At 59.5% G+C, this 21,793-nt stretch carries 22 protein-coding genes; 17 read left to right on the forward strand and 5 right to left on the reverse strand.

The window, feature by feature from the left end; translation table 11 throughout:
* The first annotated feature begins 24 nt into the window (after positions 1–24).
* Entirely contained in the window at positions 25–1,026 is a 1,002-nt protein-coding gene (locus FHT77_RS29705) for a Tim44 domain-containing protein (protein ID WP_183759076.1), read from the forward strand.
* Positions 1,027–1,085: 59 nt separating this feature from the next.
* Here the strand turns inward: FHT77_RS29705 and FHT77_RS29710 are convergent, their stop codons facing one another.
* Positions 1,086–1,751, reverse strand: a complete 666-nt coding sequence (locus FHT77_RS29710; RefSeq protein ID WP_183759077.1) for a J domain-containing protein — start codon at positions 1,749–1,751, stop codon at positions 1,086–1,088.
* A gap of 359 nt (positions 1,752–2,110) precedes the next feature.
* Here FHT77_RS29710 and panC point away from each other — a divergent pair, with 359 nt between their 5' ends.
* Both panC and panB read left to right on the forward strand, forming a co-directional pair.
* Positions 2,111–2,986, forward strand: a complete 876-nt coding sequence (panC, locus tag FHT77_RS29715; protein ID WP_183759078.1) for a pantoate--beta-alanine ligase — start codon at positions 2,111–2,113, stop codon at positions 2,984–2,986.
* Positions 2,986–3,810 carry a 3-methyl-2-oxobutanoate hydroxymethyltransferase gene (gene panB / locus FHT77_RS29720; RefSeq protein WP_183759079.1) on the forward strand — a complete coding sequence of 275 codons (825 nt, stop codon included), beginning with the start codon at positions 2,986–2,988 and terminating at the stop codon, positions 3,808–3,810. Before panC ends, panB begins: the two co-directional genes overlap by 1 nt.
* A gap of 92 nt (positions 3,811–3,902) precedes the next feature.
* Here panB and FHT77_RS29725 read toward each other — a convergent pair whose 3' ends face one another.
* On the reverse strand, positions 3,903–5,132 hold the full coding sequence (locus FHT77_RS29725) for a TIGR03862 family flavoprotein (protein ID WP_183759080.1): 1,230 nt from the start codon (positions 5,130–5,132) through the stop codon (positions 3,903–3,905).
* Between the two features lie 164 nt (positions 5,133–5,296).
* Positions 5,297–5,497 carry a DUF2735 domain-containing protein gene (locus FHT77_RS29730; RefSeq protein ID WP_183759081.1) on the reverse strand — a complete coding sequence of 67 codons (201 nt, stop codon included), beginning with the start codon at positions 5,495–5,497 and terminating at the stop codon, positions 5,297–5,299.
* Between the two features lie 462 nt (positions 5,498–5,959).
* On the opposite strand from FHT77_RS29730, the gene FHT77_RS29735 reads away from it, so the two are divergent.
* The 6 genes from FHT77_RS29735 to FHT77_RS29755 all read left to right on the forward strand — a co-directional run bounded on the left by FHT77_RS29735 (position 5,960) and on the right by FHT77_RS29755 (position 11,772).
* Complete coding sequence (locus FHT77_RS29735) at positions 5,960–7,000, forward strand: glutamine synthetase beta-grasp domain-containing protein (RefSeq protein WP_183759082.1); 1,041 nt, start codon at positions 5,960–5,962, stop codon at positions 6,998–7,000.
* A gap of 225 nt (positions 7,001–7,225) precedes the next feature.
* A complete protein-coding gene (locus FHT77_RS29740) occupies positions 7,226–9,172 on the forward strand; it encodes a BTAD domain-containing putative transcriptional regulator (RefSeq protein WP_183759083.1) in 1,947 nt (648 codons plus the stop codon).
* A gap of 124 nt (positions 9,173–9,296) precedes the next feature.
* Positions 9,297–9,428, forward strand: coding sequence for a hypothetical protein (locus tag FHT77_RS32015; RefSeq protein WP_259130587.1), 132 nt, complete (start codon positions 9,297–9,299; stop codon positions 9,426–9,428).
* An 11-nt stretch (positions 9,429–9,439) separates the two neighbouring features.
* Positions 9,440–10,693: a YcaO-like family protein gene (locus tag FHT77_RS29745; protein ID WP_183759084.1), complete on the forward strand. Its 1,254-nt coding sequence runs from the start codon at positions 9,440–9,442 to the stop codon at positions 10,691–10,693.
* The gene (locus FHT77_RS29750; RefSeq protein WP_183759085.1) at positions 10,690–11,436 is read left to right on the forward strand and encodes a TfuA-like protein; all 747 of its coding nucleotides are present in this window, start codon (positions 10,690–10,692) and stop codon (positions 11,434–11,436) included. The genes FHT77_RS29745 and FHT77_RS29750 overlap by 4 nt, the downstream gene beginning before the upstream one ends.
* 66 nt (positions 11,437–11,502) lie before the next feature.
* Positions 11,503–11,772, forward strand: a complete 270-nt coding sequence (locus FHT77_RS29755; RefSeq protein WP_183759096.1) for a hypothetical protein — start codon at positions 11,503–11,505, stop codon at positions 11,770–11,772.
* Positions 11,773–11,799: 27 nt separating this feature from the next.
* On the opposite strand, the gene FHT77_RS29760 is transcribed toward FHT77_RS29755, so the two are convergent.
* Positions 11,800–12,192: a helix-turn-helix domain-containing protein gene (locus tag FHT77_RS29760; RefSeq protein WP_183759086.1), complete on the reverse strand. Its 393-nt coding sequence runs from the start codon at positions 12,190–12,192 to the stop codon at positions 11,800–11,802.
* Between the two features lie 244 nt (positions 12,193–12,436).
* Here FHT77_RS29760 and FHT77_RS29765 point away from each other — a divergent pair, with 244 nt between their 5' ends.
* Positions 12,437–12,775, forward strand: coding sequence for a sulfite exporter TauE/SafE family protein (locus FHT77_RS29765; RefSeq protein WP_183759087.1), 339 nt, complete (start codon positions 12,437–12,439; stop codon positions 12,773–12,775).
* An 88-nt stretch (positions 12,776–12,863) separates the two neighbouring features.
* Here FHT77_RS29765 and FHT77_RS29770 read toward each other — a convergent pair whose 3' ends face one another.
* Complete coding sequence (locus FHT77_RS29770) at positions 12,864–13,952, reverse strand: LacI family DNA-binding transcriptional regulator (RefSeq protein ID WP_183759088.1); 1,089 nt, start codon at positions 13,950–13,952, stop codon at positions 12,864–12,866.
* A gap of 247 nt (positions 13,953–14,199) precedes the next feature.
* Between FHT77_RS29770 and FHT77_RS29775 the strand changes: the two genes are divergently transcribed.
* The 7 genes from FHT77_RS29775 (at position 14,200) to FHT77_RS29805 (ending at position 21,359) form a co-directional block, all read left to right on the forward strand.
* Complete coding sequence (locus FHT77_RS29775) at positions 14,200–15,174, forward strand: substrate-binding domain-containing protein (protein WP_028827899.1); 975 nt, start codon at positions 14,200–14,202, stop codon at positions 15,172–15,174.
* A 115-nt stretch (positions 15,175–15,289) separates the two neighbouring features.
* The gene (locus tag FHT77_RS29780; protein ID WP_183759089.1) at positions 15,290–16,780 is read left to right on the forward strand and encodes a sugar ABC transporter ATP-binding protein; all 1,491 of its coding nucleotides are present in this window, start codon (positions 15,290–15,292) and stop codon (positions 16,778–16,780) included.
* Positions 16,773–17,789: an ABC transporter permease gene (locus FHT77_RS29785; RefSeq protein WP_183759090.1), complete on the forward strand. Its 1,017-nt coding sequence runs from the start codon at positions 16,773–16,775 to the stop codon at positions 17,787–17,789. The genes FHT77_RS29780 and FHT77_RS29785 overlap by 8 nt, the downstream gene beginning before the upstream one ends.
* On the forward strand, positions 17,786–18,781 hold the full coding sequence (locus FHT77_RS29790) for an ABC transporter permease (protein ID WP_183759091.1): 996 nt from the start codon (positions 17,786–17,788) through the stop codon (positions 18,779–18,781). The genes FHT77_RS29785 and FHT77_RS29790 overlap by 4 nt, the downstream gene beginning before the upstream one ends.
* A gap of 3 nt (positions 18,782–18,784) precedes the next feature.
* Positions 18,785–19,645, forward strand: a complete 861-nt coding sequence (locus FHT77_RS29795; RefSeq protein WP_183759092.1) for a sugar phosphate isomerase/epimerase — start codon at positions 18,785–18,787, stop codon at positions 19,643–19,645.
* 38 nt (positions 19,646–19,683) lie between these two features.
* Positions 19,684–20,331, forward strand: coding sequence for a nucleoside/nucleotide kinase family protein (locus tag FHT77_RS29800; protein WP_183759093.1), 648 nt, complete (start codon positions 19,684–19,686; stop codon positions 20,329–20,331).
* A 158-nt stretch (positions 20,332–20,489) separates the two neighbouring features.
* Complete coding sequence (locus FHT77_RS29805) at positions 20,490–21,359, forward strand: sugar phosphate isomerase/epimerase family protein (RefSeq protein ID WP_183759094.1); 870 nt, start codon at positions 20,490–20,492, stop codon at positions 21,357–21,359.
* Positions 21,360–21,793: the final 434 nt, after the last annotated feature.

Below are 21,793 nucleotides of genomic sequence, written 5' to 3' on the forward strand. Positions count from 1 at the left end.
GTCGTCACGACAGGAGAAGATTTGATGCCCGGTGCCGTTTCGCGTTTTGCCAAGTTCGCGGCGATTGCCGTCCTGACAGGCACTACCGTTTTTGCCTCAATCGGGGATGCTGATGCGCGTCGCGCCGGCGGCTCCGGCTTTGGCAGCCGTGGCACCAGGACGTTCCAGGCGCCGCCGGTGACGAGGACTGCGCCGGCCCCGGCTGCTCCGATCGAGCGGTCGATGACGCCGCGCCCCCAGAACACTGCTCCCTATGCAGGCCAATCGGCCGTCAATACGCAGCGCCCTGGCCTGTTTAACGGCTTCGGCCGGTCGATGATCGGTGGCCTTGTCGCCGGCGGCCTTCTCGGCATGCTGCTCGGCCATGGCTTTGGCGGCGGCTTCGGCTTCCTCGGCATGTTGCTGCAGATCGTGCTGATCGGGATCGCGATTTCCTTTGCCATGCGCTTCTTTGCCAACCGGCGCCAGCCTGCCTATGGCCCGGCCGCGGGTCCGGCCCCTCATAGCCCCATCGCGGCTGGTGGCAACACCTCTTCGTTCCGCATTCCTTCGATCGGCACAGGCGCGGGCGACGGTGGCGGACAGACGAATTCGAAGTCTGGCGACGAGGTCGGTCTTGGGCAGGGCGACCTTGATCGCTTCGAACAATTGCTGACGGAAATTCAGACGGCCTATGGGGCTGAAGACTATGCCACGTTGCGTCGACTGACGACGCCCGAGGCGATGTCCTACCTTGCCGAGGAGCTTGGCGAGAACGCCACGAATGGCGTGCGCAACAAGGTCTCGAGTGTCAAGCTGCTGCAGGGTGATGTCGCCGAAGCCTGGCGCGAGGATGGCGCCGATTACGCAACGCTTGCGATGCGCTACTCCTCGATTGATTCGCTCGTCGAGCGGGGCAGCGGCAAGCTCGTCAGCGGCGATGACAGCCGCCCGACGGAGACGACCGAAATCTGGACATTCCTTCGCAAGGGCGCGGGAGAGTGGAAGCTCGCCGCGATCCAGGGCACGGAGCAGCGTGCCGCCTGAGGGACGAAGCCTCCCTGATCTTGTCTTGTTGGCCAGGGCGGCCCGCCCTGGTCTGGCCCTCAACCCTCCTGGGCTGCGGAGGGTACGACCCAGAGCGGCCGGTCCTCACGTTTGCGAATGGCTGGCGGTGACTGGTCCTCGACGGCAAGGCCATCCTCGAGCTCCTGGACGTCCACTTCGTAGCTGTAGTCGTAGATCATTTCGCAGGCGCGTTCATTGGCCTTGATCTTGGCGTCCGTTTCGCTGATCGCGATCGCTATGGTTTTGATGCGGGCCCGGAGCATCGAGCCCAAAATGTCCGTTGACGGCCGCTTTTCCAACCGCTCAAGATGATGCTCGATGCGTTGGGAGTGACGTTCGAGTTCGCGCTTGCTGAAGCGCGCCTTGCGCATTTCCTCGGAAAGATCCGTGCGCATGCGTGTGAGCGGATCGAATGTCCCCGGCTCGCGCTCGTCGAGGGTCAGCTGGTTGACGAGTTTCTCGATGACCATCAGGGCCTGGAGGTCTACCGGGTCCGCAAGTTCCACGTCATAGCCGGTGTCGTCGAAGACCTTCCTGCGCACCGGGTCCTGCAGAAGCTCGTAGGCCTTCCGTACGCGGCTGAAAGCATCCGGGTCGCCGCCCGAGTCCGGATGGGTCGCTTTGGCGCGCCGGCGGTACGCAGCCTTCACCTGGTCGTCGGTCGCGTCGCGCCGTACACCAAGAATCTCATAAGGATTGGTCACTATCCCTCCGTTGTTGCTCGGACATTGCCGTGACATCCATGAAGGGCATTCATCCCTTGAGGCCTTCTTCTATCATCAGTGGGGCGGAGTTTGGACAAAAAGAATAAACAAAATCGCTTATCCCGATAAAGCAGGCCCGACCGACGCGCATCTGGTGAATAGCCCCCAGGCCGATGGCCGCCTCGCGAAAACATAGGCAGCGGGACCATTTGCGGTCGGACGGCGAATTAAAGCATGCTCGAGCCCGGTGTTAATCGTTATAATGGCGCGGTCCGCGTTGACGCTGTCTGTCAAATCGAGTTTTATCCGCCACCGTTTGCCGGACCGCTCTCGCGACAGGCAAATCTGGAGGAGGTTACATGCGCACTATCCGCACGATCGCAGAGCTGCGGCAATTCCTGCACGGGCATCGACGTGAGGGGCGTTCGATCGGTCTTGTTCCCACGATGGGCTACCTCCATGTCGGGCACATGGAACTGGTCGCGCGTGCGCGCGGTGACAATGCGGTGAGCGTCGTTTCGATATTCGTGAACCCCTTGCAGTTTGGCGCGAACGAGGACCTTGCCAAGTATCCCCGCGATCTGGCGCGTGATTCCAACATGCTCGAAAAAGCCGGTGTCGACGTCCTTTTCGCCCCGGAGGTCAGCGACATGTATCCGCGGGAGATGCTTGCCGTCGTCGATGTTCCGCGGCTTGGAAGCGTGTTGGAGGGAGAGGTCAGGCCGGGACACTTTGCCGGTGTGGCGACTGTCGTGACCAAGCTTCTCAACATCGTACAGCCCGATCGAGCCTATTTCGGGGAGAAGGATTACCAGCAGGTGGCGCTGATCAGGCGCATGGTCGAGGATCTTGCCCAGCCGGTTGAGGTCGTTGCCGTTCCGACCGTGCGGGAAGCCGATGGTCTCGCCTGCTCGTCGCGCAATGTCTATCTCGACGAGAAGCAACGGGCCGCGGCCGTGATCGTGCCGAGGGCGCTTCAGGAAGCCGAAAGGCTTTACGCGGGCGGCTGTGACAGTGCCGACGAGATGGAGAGGCTTTTGAAAGCATTCATCGCCGCCGAACCGCTTGCTACGCCGGAGGTGGTCGCCGTTCGCCACCCCGAGACGCTCGAACCATTGCCGTCTTTGCAGTCTGCGCCTGCGCTCGTCGCACTCTTCGTGCGCGTTGGAACGACGCGTCTGCTTGATAACCGCGTCATCGGGGTTAGCCCGACCCAGCATTCGAGGGCAGCATAGTGAGCGCTCACGGCAAAGAGAAGCGCCAGACGACGGCATCCATCCGAGCAATGAAGGGCAAGGACCGCGTCGTCTGCCTGACGGCATACACGACACCGATTGCACGGCTGCTTGATCCCCATTGCGACCTTCTGCTGGTCGGGGATTCCCTCGGCATGGTCCTTTATGGCATGGAGACGACCGTTGGCGTGACCCTCGACATGATGGCCGCGCATGGCCGCGCGGTCATGCGTGGCGTCTCGCATGCCTGCGTCATTGTCGACCTGCCGTTCGGCAGCTACCAGGAATCGAAGGAGCAGGCCTTTCGCAGCGCCGTCAGGCTGATGCAGGAGACCGGCTGCGATGGCGTCAAGCTCGAGGGCGGCGAGGAGATGGCCGAAACGGTTGCCTTCCTCACGGCGAGGGGCGTGCCGGTCTTCGGTCATGTCGGGCTCATGCCGCAACTGGTCAATACAGCCGGCGGATTCCGCTCGCTCGGTCATTCGGACGAAGAGGCTGCAAAGATCCACCGCGATGCCGAGGCGGTCGCGAAGGCCGGCGCCTTCGCTGTTGTCGTGGAGGGCACCGTCGAGCCCGTTGCCCGGCAGATTACCGCCAGCCTGATGGTACCGACCATCGGTATTGGTGCGTCGCCAGCCTGCGACGGCCAGGTTCTGGTGTCGGATGACATGCTGGGGCTGTTCAATGATTTCAAGCCACGGTTCGTCAAGCGCTTCGCCGATCTGAGCCCGCTTGTCTCACAGGCCGTCCGGGATTATGCCGAGGAGGTCCGTAACGGGCAGTTCCCCGCCAAGGAACATACATTCCAGCCCAGGCAGCGCTAGCATCGGCGCTCTCCGGTTGCGGTTGACAGGCCGCAGTTGAGGGCGCTTTGGACCGTCCGAGTGCCCGAGGGCAAAGCCGGCCGTCCCATGCGTTACGGTGCGTCCGGACGCTGTGATCGGGCGAGCCAGTCGGTGATGCCGCGCGCTGCGGCGCGGCCGGTGGCAAAACAGGCTGTCAGCAGGTAACCACCTGTCGGCGCCTCCCAGTCGATCATTTCTCCTGCCACAAAGAGCCCGGGAATGGCCCGCAGCATGTAGTTCGGGTCGATGCCGGCCCAGTCGATGCCACCTGCCGATGAGATCGCCTCGGCTATGGGACGCGGCCTCAAAACGGGAATGGGCAAGGCCTTGATCAGTCTTGCCAGTCGATCCGGATCGTTGAGTTCTCCGCTGAGGGCAAGCTCACGAACCAGGGCGGCCTTCACTCCGTCGATACCCGCGCCTTTGCGCAGGCGATTGGAAAGGCTCGCCTTGGCATCCTGCTTTCTGAGGTCCCGTGCAATCCGGTCGCCGGAACGGCCCGGCACCAGATCGATGACGAGCGAAGCCGGTTCGCCGCGTGACAACCTGTCCCGCAATGCTGCTGCATGGGCGTAAACGAGGCTCCCCTCGATGCCACGCTGGCTGATGACGAATTCGCCGGGTAGGGTGCCTGCCTGCGAGGTTGCCGTGACGGATTTGACGGGCGCGCCGGAAAAGCGTTGGCGCAAGATGTCGCTCCAGTCGACGTCGAAGCCGCAGTTGGCAGGACGGAAGCCATTGACGGTGATGCCTTGCTCGCGCAGCCACGGAGCCCATGTTCCGTCCGACCCGAGCCGCGGCCAGCTCATGCCGCCGAGTGCGAGCAGCGCGGCATCGGGACGAACGACCCTGGTGTCGTCAGGCGATGCGATCAGATAGCCACCGTCGGAAAAACCCATCCAGCGATGCCGCGTCCGGATACGAACGCCTGCTGCCTCAAGCTGCCGCAGCCAGGCCCGCAGGAGCGGTGAGGCCTTCATGACGACAGGGAAGACACGTCCGGAGGATCCGATAAAGGTTTCGGTCCCAAGCGCCGCCGCCCAGGCCCTCACGTCGGATGGCATGAAGGCGTCAAGCGCGTCCCGCAACCGGAAATTCGACGGGCCGAAGCGCCGGGTAAAATCAGTATAGTCTTCGGAATGCGTGATGTTTAGCCCGGATTTCCCGGCGAGCAGGAATTTCCTCGCTACCGTCGGCATGGCTTCATAAACCGTAACGGCGTGACCGTTTGCCGCCAGGCTTTCCGCGGCCATCAGTCCTGCCGGGCCGCCGCCAAGTATTGCAATGTCCTTTTTGACCATGAAACGGTGCTTAGGCTTTCGAGCGAAAGTCCTCAATACCGGGCTGAATGGAAACTGCTAGGTTTCCTGTGTTGGGCAGGGGGGAAGCGGTCGGGGTCATGCGCAATAGCGTGCCGATCGCCCGTGTGCGACAGCCGACGGGCGATTGGCCGTCGTCTCTAGTATCAGTCCACGATGCGCGGTTTGGATTTCGGTGGGCATGGCTTTTCAGCTTCCTTCATTGCCTCGTCGTGGTACCAGCAGCTGTCATAGACGGAAGGCTCTATCTGGCTCTCAAGATCAATAGACTTGCGCGGCTCCGCCGTGAAACGCTTTCCCGGGAAGGCGTAGATCGTCGCTGTCTCGTGATGCACACCAATGGCCATTTCCTGCCTCCTTGCTCATCCACTTCCGTCGTCTCAAGATCGATATAGCATAGATGCACAGGAAATGCGCGATATGATTGAAAATAAGGCAATATTTGTTGGAATAATGTGCATTGAGATCTGCTGGTCTTTGTATCAGTTTTTCGTCGAGTAAATTAAATGGGCAATTGCCTAATTGTTGTGCGGTGCCGGTGTGTTGCCAAATATCCGCCCTGACGAAGGATTTTCCAACGACGCCACCGATCGACAGGGGTAGGGATGTCTTTCTCCCACTAACTGATTGAGTCCGCTATCAGTTCCGTGGGGATCTACCGCCAAGACGAAAAATTGGGCGCCGATCCCCGCGGGACGAACTCAAACTGGCACGCTACGTGCATGATAGGTGGCATCCCTTCGCGGGCGGCCTTTCTGCGGCCGTTTGCTTGAGGATTTGCTCACGGTTCATGTTTGAGAGACTCGCAAATGACAAAGTATAAGCTCGAGTACATCTGGCTCGATGGGTACACCCCGGTACCAAACCTGCGCGGCAAGACGCAGATCAAGGAATTCGACGCTTTCCCGACGCTCGAGCAGCTTCCGCTCTGGGGCTTTGACGGTTCCTCCACGATGCAGGCCGAAGGCCGCAGCTCTGACTGCGTGTTGAAGCCTGTCGCGCTGTATCCGGATCCGGCCCGTGCGAACGGTGTGCTCGTCATGTGCGAAGTCATGATGCCCGATGGCCTTACGCCACATCCGTCCAACAGCCGCGCAACCATTCTTGACGACGAAGACGCCTGGTTCGGCTTCGAGCAGGAATACTTCTTCTACGAGAATGGCCGTCCGCTCGGCTTCCCGGAAACCGGATATCCGGCTCCGCAGGGTCCGTACTACACGGGTGTTGGCTACAAAAACGTCGGCTCGATCGCCCGCGAAATCGTTGAAGAACATCTCGACCTCTGCCTCGCCGCAGGCATCAACCACGAAGGCATCAACGCCGAGGTGGCAAAGGGCCAGTGGGAGTTCCAGATTTTTGGCAAGGGTTCGAAGAAAGCCGCCGACCAGATCTGGATGGCGCGCTATCTGCTTCTGCGCCTCTGCGAAAAGTATGGCATCGACATCGAGTTCCATTGCAAGCCGCTCGGCGATACCGACTGGAACGGCTCGGGCATGCACTGCAACTTCTCGACCAAGTTCATGCGCGAAGTTGGCGGCAAGGCCTATTTCGAAGCACTCATGGCTCAGTTCGATAAGAACCTCCAGGATCACATTGATGTCTACGGTCCGGACAACCACCTGCGCCTGACCGGCAAGCACGAGACTGCCCCGTGGAACAAGTTCTCCTACGGCGTTGCTGATCGTGGCGCGTCAATCCGTGTTCCGCACTCCTTTGTCAAGAACGACTACCGCGGTTACCTCGAAGATCGTCGCCCCAACTCCCAGGGCTGCCCTTACCAGATCGCCTCGCAGGTTCTGAAGACGATCTCGGAAGTTCCGACCACCGGTTACGCGGCCGCGGCTGCCTGATCGGGCCGTCATTATTCGATATCAGTGGCGCCGATCTCGACTGGCGCCACGTTCTTCTGGAGCGTACGTTCGACAACGGATTCGTTCTCTGGAAGGCGGCTTTTTGACGTGGTCGCTTGCTTGCATCATCCACCGGTTGAAATATTCAACCTGACACGCATAATCCTTTGCGTTGGCAGTGATTACCCTTATAGTTGAGGTAGATCCCCCAATCGCGAGTTGCCCGTGACAGGCAAAAAGAGCCGATTTCTCCGTCTACTTGGTACGCCCGCGTTATTCGCAGATGGCAATGAGATCGTCTTGCCTGAAAAGGCCTATGCGCTTCTCGTCTTTCTCGTGACTGCTCCCCAGTTTGCGATGGATCGTGAGGTTCTGCGCTCCATTCTCTGGCAGTCGGACCAGTCGAAGCAGCGCGCCGGCAGCTTGCGCCAGCTTCTTGCCCGCATTGATCGCGGGGTTCCTGAGGAAGTGCCGCGGCTTTTGAAGGCGACCAACACCCATGTGTTCTTCAATCACGAGGATTGGGCAGCCGACGTCCTGATGCTCAGCAACATGGCCGCGCCCTTGCCTCGGCCTGCGTGGGACCTGTTTCGCGGTGACTTGCTTGAAGGATTCAAGGCGCCGACGATGGAGGCCGAAGAGAGGGTTGTCGTCGAGCGACAACGCGTGGAGCAGCGCCGTGAAGCCCATATCGTCGCCCTTCTCGACGCGCCGGAAAAACTGACGTCCGACGATATCCTTCTGCTCGCCGGTCTGCTCATCGATGCTGATCCCGCAAACGAGATCGCTTGCCGGGCGTTGATGCAAATGCATTCGCAGGCCGGAGACGTGGCCGCCGCGCGCCAGGCTTACTCGCGTTGCCGCAGTGAACTCAAAAGCGAATACGGTGCAGAGCCGGATGCCGCGACCCAGGTCCTGGCTCATGAACTCGGGATCATCGTTCCGGCCGGGCTTGCCGGGCAGGCCGCCCCGACTGCGGCAAGTATCACTTTGGATCCCCTTGGTCAGCCGCGAGTCCTGATATTGCCGCCGGATACGATCCTGTCAGATCCGGTGCTGCAGCGTGTCGGTCGCGCGCTTCTTGAAGAGGTGACGATCGGATTGAGCCAGCAGCGTGGCTTCAAGGTGATCGCTGCCCATACCAGTCTCGAAATCGTCAACCGCAGCGTGACCGGAGCGCTGTCAGCTCCGACGCCACCCGAACTCAGGTTCGACTACACGGTCTACGTCACCATTCATGGCCGCGAGGACGACATCTATGCAACCTGCCGGCTGACGAAAACCTCGACCGCCGAGGTGCTGTGGGCGATCGACCTGCCGCTTGCCATCCAGAAGGTCAACCAATCGTTCGGCCAGCTCGCCCGGCGTATCGTGATGACGCTGGCCGATACGATCGAGCGGCGCGAGCTGCTGGACATGACCCATGACGTCAATCCGTCGGCCTATCGCCTTTATCTCGAAGGAAAGCGGCTGGTCTCGAAGACCGACCTGCAGCATCTGCGCCAGGCGAGAAAATGGTTCAAGTCGGCGCTTGCGCGTCACGACAGGTTCTCCTCTGCAAATGCCGGCATGGCGCGCGTGCTGGGAATGGAGTGGCTCGTCCGGGGAATGAAGGACACGCAGTTGCTGGAGGAGGCGGATCGTTTTGCGTGGCTTGCCCGTGACAACGATCCGAACAGCGGGCGGGCGATGCGTGAGCTCGGCTTTGTCGCCCTCTATCGCCGGCGCTTCGGCGACAGCCTGGATTTCTTTGCCGAAGCACAGATGCTCAACCCCAACGATGCCGATATCCTGGCTGACCACGCGGACGCGCTCTTGCATGACGGGCAGAGCGACCGGGCGCTCGAACTCAGCCTGGCAGCGCTCAAGCTCAATCCTCTGCCGCCCGATTACTACTACTGGAACCTCGGCGGGATCCATTTCGTGCAGGAAAACTACGCCAAGGCCATCGAGGTTCTGGATCGCGTCAAGGATCGTCCGGCAACCTCTCGCCTCCTTGCCGCGGCCCATGCAAAGAACGGTGACCGCAGGGCTGCGTCGCGATACGCCTCGATCGTGCTCGAGAATTTTCCCGATTTCCGCACCGACGACGTGTGGCAATTCGTGCCTGACCGCAATCCTGACGACACGCGCCAGCTGATTGACGGCCTGCGCATGGCCGGATTGTCCTGAAGCGTTACACGTTCCGCCTTTTGGGCTGGTTTCTTGTGCTGAGTGCGGTCACGCCGAAATAACGCCTGTCGAGGCATGTTCTCTCCTGTCTGCAGCACCCAGCTGCCCAACCAGGAGAAACCCGATGACGACGACCCAGATTAAGCCCGTTGCAGTCCGCCTGTCCGCAGCCGCCCAGGCCGTTCTCAAGCAGGAATGCGTCCAGCTCGACACGAACGCCACGGCGAACATCGTTCACGCCCTGAAGTTTCGTTGAGGAACATGCGAATGTCTGTTCAGACGGAACTGGAGCGTTTGGCTCGCGATCTCAGCCTGTCGTCGACCGGCATCAACAGCTATCACGACCGCTTAATGACGCCTGGACAGACATTCGCGGCGATCAAGCCGTATTTCAAGGAGCTCGGCATCACACGCGTCGGGCTGCTGACGGCTCTCGATCTGCTCGAAATTCCCGTGGCTTTCGCCACGCGGCCGAACAGCTACACGCTTTCGGTTTTTCAGGGCAAGGGGATCGATGAAGAGGCTGCCATGACTTCCGCCGCTATGGAGGCAGTCGAGACCCGCGTTGCGGAAATTCCGCCAGGCGCGCCTGTCATCGCGACGCTCGAGGGCATGAAGGCCGAACGCGCGCCGATGATCGATCTCGATTCTGTTGCCCGGTGTGTGCCTTCCGAAATCGGTGACCAGCCGCTCGCATGGAGTGAGGGTCTCGACATCATGTCCGATCGCCCGGTCTTCGTTCCCTGGCCCCTGGTCGGCCTCGACCACAGGGGAGCGAGGCCCTCTGGCTTCGAACAGTCGAGCGATGGTCTTGCCTCCGGCAACCGGCCCGCCGAAGCCGTCCTGCACGGCCTTTGTGAACTGGTCGAACGCGACGCGTGGGCGCTGACGCAGCTGCGGCCCTACGATCAGCTGCGCGGTGCCCGGATCGATCCTGCCGCCTTCGGCGACACCGTTTTGAATATCATCGTCGACCGCATCGAGCGCGCTGGCATGCGCCTGCTGCTGCTGAACATGACGACCGATATCGGGGTTCCAAGCTTTCTTGCGGTGATCATCCCGGGAAATCTCGGGGAACGGGTTGACGCCCGCTGGACCCATGTATGTGGGGGATGTGGATGTCACCCCGATCCCATACGGGCAGCGTTGCGTGCCATCACCGAAGCCGCGCAAAGCCGCTTGACGGCGATTGCGGGAAGCCGAGACGACTTTTCTCCGCGCATCTACCAAAGAATGGAGGATGGCGGCCCGATGCAGGATCTGGTCAATCTCTGCAATGAAAAGCCGGTCGCCGCCACATTCGGATCCGAGCAGCGGACAATCCAGGAAAACATCAGTCACATTCTCGACCGACTGAAGGCAAGGGGCATCCAGCAGGTGGTGGCTGTCCCACTCGAGCATCGGCATTTGCCGGTCTCGGTCGTACGAGTCATCGTCCCGGGGCTAGAGGTCGATGTCAGCGGAGAGTATATCCAGCTGGGGCTTCGCGCCGTCAGCGCCATGCAGGGAACTTTGCAATGAGAATCATTTTCGCGGGGCCCAGTTTCGGCGCTGACATCGACAGGCTGCGTGCGGAGAATCCCTCAGTGGTTTTCCGTGGACCGGCAGCGCGCGGCGACATCCTGCAAGCCGTCCAGGACGGCGCAAAAGCAATCGGGATTGTTGATGGCTTCTTCGGCGAGGTGCCGTCCGTATGGCACAAGGAAATCCTCTATGCCCTGCAGCACAATGTGATCGTGGTTGGCGGCGCCAGCATGGGCGCGCTTCGCGCGGCCGAATGTGCCGACTTCGGGATGGTCGGCATCGGGTCGATCTACGACGATTATGAAAGCGGCACCTTGGTTGATGATGAGGCCGTCGCCCTCGTGCATGCACCCGCCGAGCTCGGCTGGCTGCCCCTTTCCATTCCCTGGGTGGACTTCGAACCGACGATCACCCGGCTCTACCGGAATGGCGCGCTATCGCTTGCGGAGCAGAAGATGCTGTTTCTGGCCGGTCGCTCGCTGCATTTTTCCGAGCGAACCTATCCGAAGGCCGTCGAGGGTTGCAATTTTTCGACCGAGGGCCGGGCTAAGGAAATCCTGCGGGCGATTCGCGCAGGCAAGGTCGAGCGCAAGCGAAAGGATGCCGATCTCGTGCTGCAATATCTGCAGGACGTGGAATTTGTTGCGCAGAACCGTGACTGGGGCTTTGCTGCCACCTCTCACTGGGAGCATTTGCGTGCCGAAGTCACGGGTGCTGTCACGCCTGTAACGCCCGAGTAACGCCGCCTGTAAATGATGGGTCGTGTTGAAGCCCCGGAGGGCTCATCTATGGAGAAGGCGGTGGCAATGAACATTCTGACAAGGGACGAAGGAACGGGGAAGGAGTACGCCAGAATTTTCCGGTTGCTGTCGGCCGCAAAAGATGAGGCCCATAAGCTCAAGCTGCAAAATTTGATGCACTTGACGAACATGGCTCTTCTTCAGGTTGTCATTGACTGGGACGGGATTGATCCGGAGCGGGAGCTCGACGTCAATCTTGAGAAGCTGATCGGCACAAAAACGCAGGTCGCGATGAAAGACGCAGCCGAAAACCTGGTGCTTCTCGACTGCCACTGACGTTCAGGACCGGGAGGACGTTGACGTTTATTCGTCGTCCGTGTGATCCATGCCGGCAATTGCCTGCACAAGCTTTACGATCTTCTTGCGAACCGATTCGCTTTTGATCGACAGGAAGGCGGCATTGAGGAGGACGCCGTCGCGCGAAACGACAAATTCCTCGCTTGGCGACGGGTTGTCATTCGCCATGTTGGCGTTGACTTCCTCGAAAAAGGACCGGACATCGACGTCGAGGGCGCCGGCGATTTCGACAAGCATGCTTGCCGAAACACGATTCGAGCCCTTTTCGTATTTTTGGATTTGCTGAAACGTGACGCCGACCCTGTCACCGAGCTCTGTCTGCGATACTTTCCTCATCAATCGCTTGATGCGGATCGTCTTCCCGACGTGAACATCGACTGCGTGCGGTCCATCTTTCATCGGTGTCTCCTTCGAACGCCGGTTGCTGCGCGACTATAATGCCAGTTATCAACCTAACGGAGATAATTGAACGGATCAATTGTGTTGATACGTTTTTTATCCCGCATAGAGCGGTGAATCCGAACATGGTGAAAACGTCGGCCGGCCCGAAATTCTGACACTACGCGAGCCCCGGTGGCGTTCAGAACCCCTCAAGATCCCCACTACGCGATGCTCCATTGTAATCCGCTTTGAGGCTTTCTCAATGTCGGTTTATTTTCCGGCAAAACAGGCCACTCGGCGGCTCGCACCATGCCCGACCGAGCCACGGACGCGACGCGTCGTGGTGTTTGCGGGGACCTCGACAATTCTCTTCGCGATCGTGAACGCGGCAAAGATAGTCCCTTATTGGCAACTGAGACAGTTTGCCCAGTTCGACGTCAACTTGGCAAGTTGCATCGTTCCGGCCGCGATCATTGGAAGCTTCGTTGGACGCAAGTTGACGAAAGTGATTCCCGACAAGCTCTTTTTCCGCCTGGTCGAGATTGCCTTGCTCGGATTGTCGATAAAGCTCATTTTGGACTATGTGTCCGCTGCCGGCTGAGCACCGGGGGGGGTGGCGCCCGGACCGGGGCTGACCGAACGATTACTCATCCCATGGAATGCGTTCGTGGCCCAAGCAGATTTCATTATTAATGTCGGCCTGGTCGGTCGAGAGAGGGCGACGGATCTTTTATCGCGTCGAGAGGTCCTTCGAGTGCCGTGCGTGGAGGCACGAGTTGCGGCTCAATCATGATGATCTGCGGCTCCGCATCGTCGTCCTCGAGCAAGTCAAACCCCCGATCGAGCATCTCGGAAACGTTTGGCTTGATCATGTAGACGGGGAAGGGAAGGAACGATCCAAAAGGATCGTAATCGAAGCAGCCGACGACGATGTCCCCGAAGGCTTCTCCGTCGTGACGTCCCATGAATCGCAACAGGCCCTCGAAGTTGATTGAGGAATTCACAAAGAAGCAGCGCGGCAGTCGGCCATGTTTTTCGTAAAAGCGCTCGAAAGCGAGGGCGGTCATTCCCGGAGAATATCCGGTTGTCTCTATGTCGTCCTTCGGGACGTCACCGCCGAAAATGGAGTGCTTTACCGCATGGAAGCCGATCACGCGGTCACGGCTTGCGTGGTCGTCGCGCCCGCCGAACAGGAACACGTCCTCGGGCGCGAGCGGCCCCATTCCCTCCGCGTGTCGAATGATAGCTGTCGTCAGGGCCTCCGCGCCCTGCCGGTTGTCCGAAATAATCGATGGTGCGTACTTGCCGGGCAGGTCGATGTTTACGTGCGGCACGCCCGCCCGCAAACAGGCCTGATGAACGCCGTCGGGATCGGTCGCGCCGGCAACGAAGAGAGAATCGATGGAGTATGCGATCAGCGACTCGACGGTGCGTCGTTCCTCCTCAGGATCCCGTCGTCCTGAAACAACCATGGGGACCAACCCCCGCTGACGCGCCTTCGCTTCGAAGGTCTGAGCCATTGAGGAGAAGAACCGGGTATCATAGACGGGCAGGAGCAGTCCGGTAAGGCCGGATCGCGAGCTTCTCAGCGCACGGGCCTGGAGATTTGCCGTGTAGCGGTGTGCTTTAGCGAGCGTCATGATCTTGTCCGCTGTTTCCTCCGAGATCCGCCGCTTGCGCCAGGTGCCGTTCAGAACCGCGCTGACGGTCGAAGGCGACGCGCCGGATACGACAGACAGATCGTAAATCGTTGCTTTCTTTTGCTCTTTTTCCGACATCCGCGAATCTCCTCGCCTCTCGTCACTATTTAGAACAATCGCACCTCTTGACGAAAGGCTTTTTGATGTTATGGTTATTGCACCATCGATTGTGCAAGAAAGCAATAACGATTGTGCAAAAAGATGGGCGCTTTGAGGAAGGCGACGAGGGAGGAGGTTCTGTCATGGAGCCGAAAACGCTTGGCACACCAGCATGGGGCTCGTGTGGGCGCATCTCCTTTGCCCGCTGTTTGGAGGAGAGAAACCCATGAAGAGAATGCTCGCAATCACGCTCGGCCTCTCGCTGACGCTTCTTGCATCGACTGCATTTGCCGGGCCAAAGATTGGTGTGGTCGTTAAGATTGGCGGCATCCCGTGGTTCAATGCCATGGAGGCCGGCATCAAGGAGCAGAGCGCCAAGCTCGGCGTCGAGGGCTTCATGGTCGGCCCGACCAGCGCCGATCCGGCTCTCCAGGTTCGCGCTATCGAAGACCTGATTGCGCAAAAGGTCGATTACATTGGTGTCGTTCCCAACGACGCCAAGGTTCTTGAGCCGGTGCTGAAGAAGGCCCAGGATGCTGGCATTAAGGTCATTACGCATGAATCACCCAAGCAGGTCGGTGCGAACTGGGACTTCGAACTGGCTTCCGCCAAGGGCTTCGGTGAGGCGCATGGCAAGCTCCTCGCCGAGAAGATGGGTGGCAAGGGCTCGTACGCGGTCTTCGTTGGGTCGTTGACCGTTCCTCTGCACAACGCCTGGGCCGATGCTGCGATTGCTTATATCAAGGCCAACTATCCCGACATGAAGCTGGTAGGCGACCGCTACGGTGTAGCTGAAGATGTCGACAAGAGCCGTTCGACCGCTCTCGACCTGATGGCAGCGAACGCCGATCTCAAGGGCTTCCTCGCATTCGGCTCGCAAGGTCCGATTGGTGCGGGCCGCGCTGTTGAAGAGCGCCGCAAGGACGGAAAGGTCTTTGTGATCGGGCCGTTCTCGCCAGGACAGGGTGCGAAGCTCATCAAGTCGGGTGCTCTGACCGGCGGGTTCATGTGGAATCCCAAGCAGGCCGGTGAGGTCTTCGTGACGCTCGCTGATCGCATTTCCAAGGGGCAGGAGCCGAAAGCCGGCGATGACATAGAGGGTCTCGGCAAGATCACTCCAGAAGGAAATACAATCATCGTTGATCAGCTCTTGGCCATCAACAAGGAAAGCATCGACAAGTTGGTTGGCATGGGCCTCTAACCTCCCGAGGCCTCAGCCTGGGGTCGCGAGGAGCTCGCTCCACGCGACCCACTCCTTAAGATTTACTGGTACCTGCGGACCCCGCCGAGCGGGCGGCTGATCAGGGAGATATGCCATGAGCGCTATACCGCTCCTTTCACTCAAGAATATCAAAGTCACGTTTGGCGGTGTGCGGGCTCTGAAAGGGGTCTCGTTCGAGGTCAATCCCGGCGAGGTCCACTGCCTTGCAGGAGAAAACGGGTGCGGCAAGAGCACGCTGATCAAGGTCATAACCGGCGTCTATAAACCGCAGGATGGTGCGGAGTTCTTCTTCGACGGCCAGCCGGTCACAGCGATGACACCGACGCTGGCGCAGTCACTTGGCATTCAGGTCATCTGGCAGGACCTGGCGCTCTTCCCGGAGATGACGGTCGCCGAAAACATCGGGTTTCAGTACGCGGTCAATGGCAAATACGGCCTCGTCGACAAGCGGAAGATTGAAGACGCGGCCGAAAGGGCGCTTGCCCGGCTCGGCGTTACGATCGACCCCGACCTGCCACTCAAGGAGCTGCCAATTGCGCAACGCCAGATCGTCGCCATTGCGCGAGCACTTGTCGGCGAAGCTCGCCTTGTGTTCATGGATGAGCCGACTGCGTCGCTGACGCAATCCGAAACCGACTATCTGATCGACATCGTTCGCAACCTGTCGGCATCCGGCGTCGCGGTCGTGTTCGTCTCGCATCGCCTCGCCGAAGTCCTGGAGATTTCCGATCGGATGACGGTGCTCCGCGATGGTGCGCTGGTTGGCGTTTACCCCGTCGAAGGCATGACCCAGTCGCGCGTGACGGAACTCATGACGGGTCGCAACTTCGACAACATCGTCATCGCCAACGATCACGATGAAGATCCAGTCGTGCTCTCCGTGCGTGGACTTACACGAGCGAAAGAGTTCGAGAACATCTCATTTGACCTGCGGCGCGGTGAAACGCTCGGAATTACAGGCCTCCTTGGGGCGGGTCGCACAGAGCTGGCGCTTACGATCTTCGGAATGCATCGGCCGCAAGCCGGTGAGATCAGCATCGAGGGCGAGCGCGTCAGTTTCGGGTCTAATCGGGACGCCATTCGTGCTGGTGTTGCTTACCTGTCCGAAGACCGGCTGTCACTCGGCCTAAACCAGCCGCAATCGATTGCCGACAACCTTGTCATGGCATCCCTCGACAAGCTTATGTCGGGCGGGATGATCTCTCCGACGAAGAAGGCAAGCGTCGTCGACCATTGGATCAACGCGCTCGGCGTCAAGATCGGTACGCCTGATGATCCCATACGGACGCTTTCAGGTGGCAACCAGCAGCGCGTTGCGATTGCCAAGTGGCTGGCCATCGATCCCAAAATCCTGATCCTCGACGCCCCGACGGTGGGCGTCGACGTCGGGGCCAGGGCAGGCATCTTCGAGATCGTACACAAGCTGGCGGCCCAGGGTCTAGCCATCATCCTGATCTCCGACGAACCACCGGAGGTCTATTTCAACGCCGACCGCATCATTCACATGGTGGAAGGCAAGATTCACGCGACCTACGACCCGCGAAGCGTATCGCTCGCCGAACTGGAGGCTTCCGTCTATGCGTAGGCTGATCCTTGGACACACAACCGAGTTCACGCTTCTTGCGGTCATGATCGTGCTTTGCTTCGGTCTGTCCTTTGCGACGGACCGGTTTCTGACGATCTCCAACGCGTTTGATGTGCTGAACGTTTCGGCCGTCAACATTATCTTCGCCGTCGGACTTCTCGTCGTCCTGATCTCAGGCGGGATCGACATTTCTTTCGCCGTCGCTGCATCCGTCGTGCAGTATGTCACCGCTCTCGCGCTCGGCGCGTTGGGCGGCGGCAACTGGGCCGAAGGGTTCATCATCGCCGGAGCGATCGGGATCGGCCTCGGCCTGATCAACGCGGCACTCGTCTACCGCCTCCATATCATCTCGATTGTTGCGACAATCTCGACCTTCAACATCTTCTTCGGTCTCCTGATGTTCTTCACCAAGGGCGTCTCGATCTACGACCTGCCCGAATGGCTGACGACGCGCGTGGTGTTTTTCGAACGCGAGATGGCCGACGGGTCTTGGGTGGAGCTTACCCTGCCTGTCGTCGTCATGGTCCTCTGCTGTGTAGCGACCTGGTTTATGATTTCGCGCACCACCGTTGGGCGGCAGCTCTACGCATTTGGCGACAATCCGGAGGGAGCGCGCCGCTTCGGCATTAATATCGGAACCATGCATTACATTTCGTTCGGCTGGCTCGGTCTGATGGCCGGTATCGGTGGATTGATGCAGGCCCACTACGCCGAGGAGGTCGTTCCGAACGCGCTTTACGGTCGTGAACTCGACGTCCTTGCCGCAACGGTTCTCGGCGGCGCGCGGCTCGGGGGCGGCAAGGGGTCGGTCATCGGATGCGTTCTCGGGGTGCTGATGGTGTCCGTTACCCAGAACGGGTTGAACCTGATGGGCGTCTCGCCATTCGCATTCAAGATGATCGTCGGCGCGATCATTCTTGCCGCCATAACGCTTTCTTCCGCACGGATCGACAAGCTTCTGCCATTCCTTGCCAAGGGCGGCACCAGAAGGGGGAGCACCCACTCATGAAAGCCATAGCTCAAAGGTTCAATGCCACCTTCGGCGCGGATATGACAGGTCCGGCCATCGCCTTCCTGGCGGTGATGGTCATCTTCGGTCTTGCAGCAAACAATTTTATCTCCGCTGCAACGTTTGGCTCGGTTGCTTTCCAGTTACCGGAACTCGGCCTGCTGACGCTTGCGATGCTGCTGCCGCTTTTGACCGGCGGCATCAATCTGTCCGTGACATTCACCGCCAATCTGTCGGGTCTTGCCGCAGCGTGGGTGATGCAAACGTACGGTGGTGTCGATGCGTCGCCGTCTGCCTTTCTTCTTGGCGTCATCGCGGCTCTTGTCACTGGCGCTGCAGCGGGTCTGATGACGGGTGCTGCTATTGCCTACACACGTGCGCATCCAATCCTCGTGACGCTGTCGATGATGATCTTCCTGCGCGGCCTGGGCGAATTCCTCACGCGTGGCGGCGACGTGTCCGGCTTTCCGACCTTCATTGCTCCGATCGGGCACGGACAGATATTCGGGTTCCCGATTCCCCTCCTGATCTTCATCGTGTGCGTCGGTCTGTGGCAGCTCCTGCTCACACGTTTCAAGCTCGGTTTTGGCCTCCTGATGATCGGTTCGAACATCGACGCGGCGCGCTACTCCGGTCTCAATACCCGTCGCATTCTGGTGCTGGTCTATACCTTGTCCGGAGTGATGTGTGCTGTCGCCGGCGTAATCATGCTTGCCCGGTTCAATTCGGTTCGCGTCGGTCACGGTGAATCCTACCTGCTAATTACCGTTCTTGCGGCGTTCCTGGGTGGGATCAACCCCTTTGGTGGGTTCGGGCGGGTCTTGCCGGTCTTCGTCGCACTCATCGTGCTTCAGCTTCTGTCCTCGGGTCTCAATTTGATGGGGGCCAACCAACATCTCGCAACGGCTTTATGGGGCGTTTTGATGATCGTCGTCATGGCTGCGCGAACCATAGCTTCGGCCTACATGGCCGCACGTAGAAGGAAGGGTTGAACGGTGCAGGGTTTTGGAATTCACGCAAGCATGTGGACAATGAATTGGGACCGCGCAGGTGCGGAGCGGGCCATTGCCGGGGCGAAGAAGTACCAGCTCGGATTTATCGAAATCCCGCTGGTTGATGCATCCTCGTTAGACGCCGCGCACACTCGTGCGCTCCTCGAGACAAACAGGATCAAAGCCGCATGCTCACTCGTGCTGCCCGAGGCGGCGTGGGCATCACGACAACCCGATGCGGCGATCCGCCACTTGGAAACAGCAATCGACAAGACCGCCGAAATGGGCGCCGAGGCGCTCACCGGCGTAACCTTTGGCGGCACCAATGAACGAACGGGCTCGCTGCCAACCCAGGCCGAATACGACAACCTTACCCGTGCCCTCGAGGCGGCTGCGAGACGGGCCAGGTCCAAGGGTATTGAGCTCGGCGTCGAGGCCGTAAATCGATACGAAAACCATCTCGTCAATACCGCCGAGCAAGCCGTAGCGCTGGTCGAGCGGATCGGCATGGACAACGTCTTCGTCCACCTGGACACGTTCCACATGAATATCGAGGAGAAGGGGGCCGCCAACGGCATTCTCGCAGCTCGTGATCACCTCAAGTACATGCACATGTCGGAGAGCGATCGTGGAACGCCGGGCGCAGGCAACGTCCCCTGGGATTCGATCTTCGTCGCCCTTTCGGCAATCGGCTTCAAAGGGGCACTGGTGCTGGAGAGCTTTGTCAGCATGCCGACGGAGATGGCCGGCGACATATCGACATGGCGTCCGGTGGCCCGCGACGTGGAGGAAGTCATGGGGAGCGGTCTCTCGTTCCTGCGTGGCAAGGCCGCTCAATACGGGTGGCGGGATTTCGGGGCCTAGGCCGTGGTCTGTCTGGCGGATGGCAAAGGAGGAACTCCTTGAGCAAGATTGATGCAAACGCGCGTGAGATCGCGAAAGTCGCCGTTCAGCGCCTATCTGAAAATGGTGGCAGAAGAGTCCTGATTGCCATTGCAGGTGCACCCGGGTCGGGAAAATCCACTCTCGCGGAAAAGGTCGTTCACGATCTCAAGACCGAGTACGCTGTCAGGCCCGCTTTGTTTCCGATGGATGGCTATCACTATGATGACGCCGTGCTGGAGCAGATGGGCCGGCGGCCCTACAAGGGAGCCATCGACACATTCGACACGCATGGGTTCCGTCGGATGCTCGAGCGGATCAAGGCAAACGAAGATGACGTCATTGCCGTCCCGGTTTTCGATCGCATGATCGAAATCGCCCGTGCTGGGGGAAGCCTGATCCCGCAATCGGTGGACATCATCGTCTGCGAAGGGAACTACCTCCTCTCCCGCCAGGCCCCCTGGGACAGGTTGAAACCGATTTTCGACTTCACTGTCTTTGTGGACGTCAGCGAGGACAATCTGCGAAAAAGGCTCCAGGATCGCTGGCGGTCCTTCGGGCTCGATCCAAGGGAAATCGATCGCAAGGTCGAAGAGAACGATTTGCCGAATGGCCTTGCCATCATCTCGGGAAGCGCTGAGCCCGACCGACGCATCGACAACAATTAATTCTCCAAGTCGGAACGAAGCCTTTCGCTTCGCCGCCTTTCGCCACCGGGTCGCTTTACCGTCTTCGTCGGTTCCGTCGCCCTGTCAGGCACCATCGTTCGTATCTGTCCGACAAAGCGTCGGCAGGAAATGCAAGTTGAAACCTCAAGGAGGCTCCTATGAAACATGGCATCTACTACTCTTACTGGGAACATGAGTGGAGCGCAAAGTTTGGCCCGTACATTGAAAAGGTCGCGAAACTTGGTTTCGACGTTATCGAAGTCGCGGCGCATCATATCAATGAATACAGTGATGCTGACCTCGCGATCATCAGGCAGAGCGCGATAGATAACAACATCATCCTGACTGCAGGTATTGGTCCTTCCAAGAGCAAAAACCTGTCGTCGCCCGACAGTGCAGTCAGGGAAGCCGGCAAGGCATTTTTCAAGCAGACGCTCGCCAATGTGGCCAAGCTTGATATCAAGACGATCGGCGGTGCACTGCATTCGTACTGGCCGGTCGATTATACGCAACCGGTCGACAAGGTCGGCGATCGGGCTCGCGGTGTCGAAGGCATACACAGCATTGCAGACTTTGCGAACGACCTCGGCATAAACCTTTGCATCGAGGTGTTGAACCGGTTCGAGAACCACGTTCTGAACACCGCCACTGAAGGCGTTGCCTTCGTGAAGGACGTCGGCAAGTCGAACGTCAAGGTGATGCTTGACACCTTCCACATGAACATCGAGGAAGACAGTTTCGGCGACGCCATCCGCAACGCCGGTCCGCTGCTAGGTCATTTCCACACTGGGGAAAGTAATCGCCGTGTACCTGGGAAGGGCAGAATACCCTGGCACGAGATCGGCCTCGCGCTCCGTGAGATCAACTACACCGGTGCGGTCGTGATGGAACCGTTCGTCAAGACCGGCGGCACGATTGGCTCTGACATTCGTGTTTGGCGTGATCTGACAGATGGCGCAGACGAAGCCAGGATGGATGACGATGCGCGTAATTCTCTGGCATTTTCCCGGTTTGTGCTCGGGGGGTGATCCAGGGCCACTTCGGCCAGTGTTCATTGCCCCAGTTGCATGAAGAACATTGGTCGCGGTCGACACATGGCACGAAATGCGCTGATACCGCCGCGACCGTAAACGGGTCGATGCAGTGATCAAGAGCGTTGCTCGAAGTGCTCTGGTGCGGTTCTGAGGTATGCCGCCCGTGCGCGTCCCTGATAGGCTTTGAAAAGCAGGAGATCGCCAGTTGGAGCGCACGGTCAATTGCGCGCTCCCCTTTGCGCGGACCGGGGAAAACGGTGTTGACCCGTCTTCTGTCATGTTACGGTATCTGGGATCCTCGCCGCTCCCGCGACTGCGTGCCGCTGTGTGCTGGGCCGTAAACTCATAAATTCTCTTGGCGTATTGCGTTCGGCGTGATTCAAGGCTTCCGAATTAGGAGCTATGATGACACGCCGCCGCTACGAACT

Source organism: Rhizobium sp. BK181, assembly GCF_014193305.1.
In the GTDB taxonomy this organism is placed as follows: Bacteria; Pseudomonadota; Alphaproteobacteria; order Rhizobiales; family Rhizobiaceae; genus Rhizobium.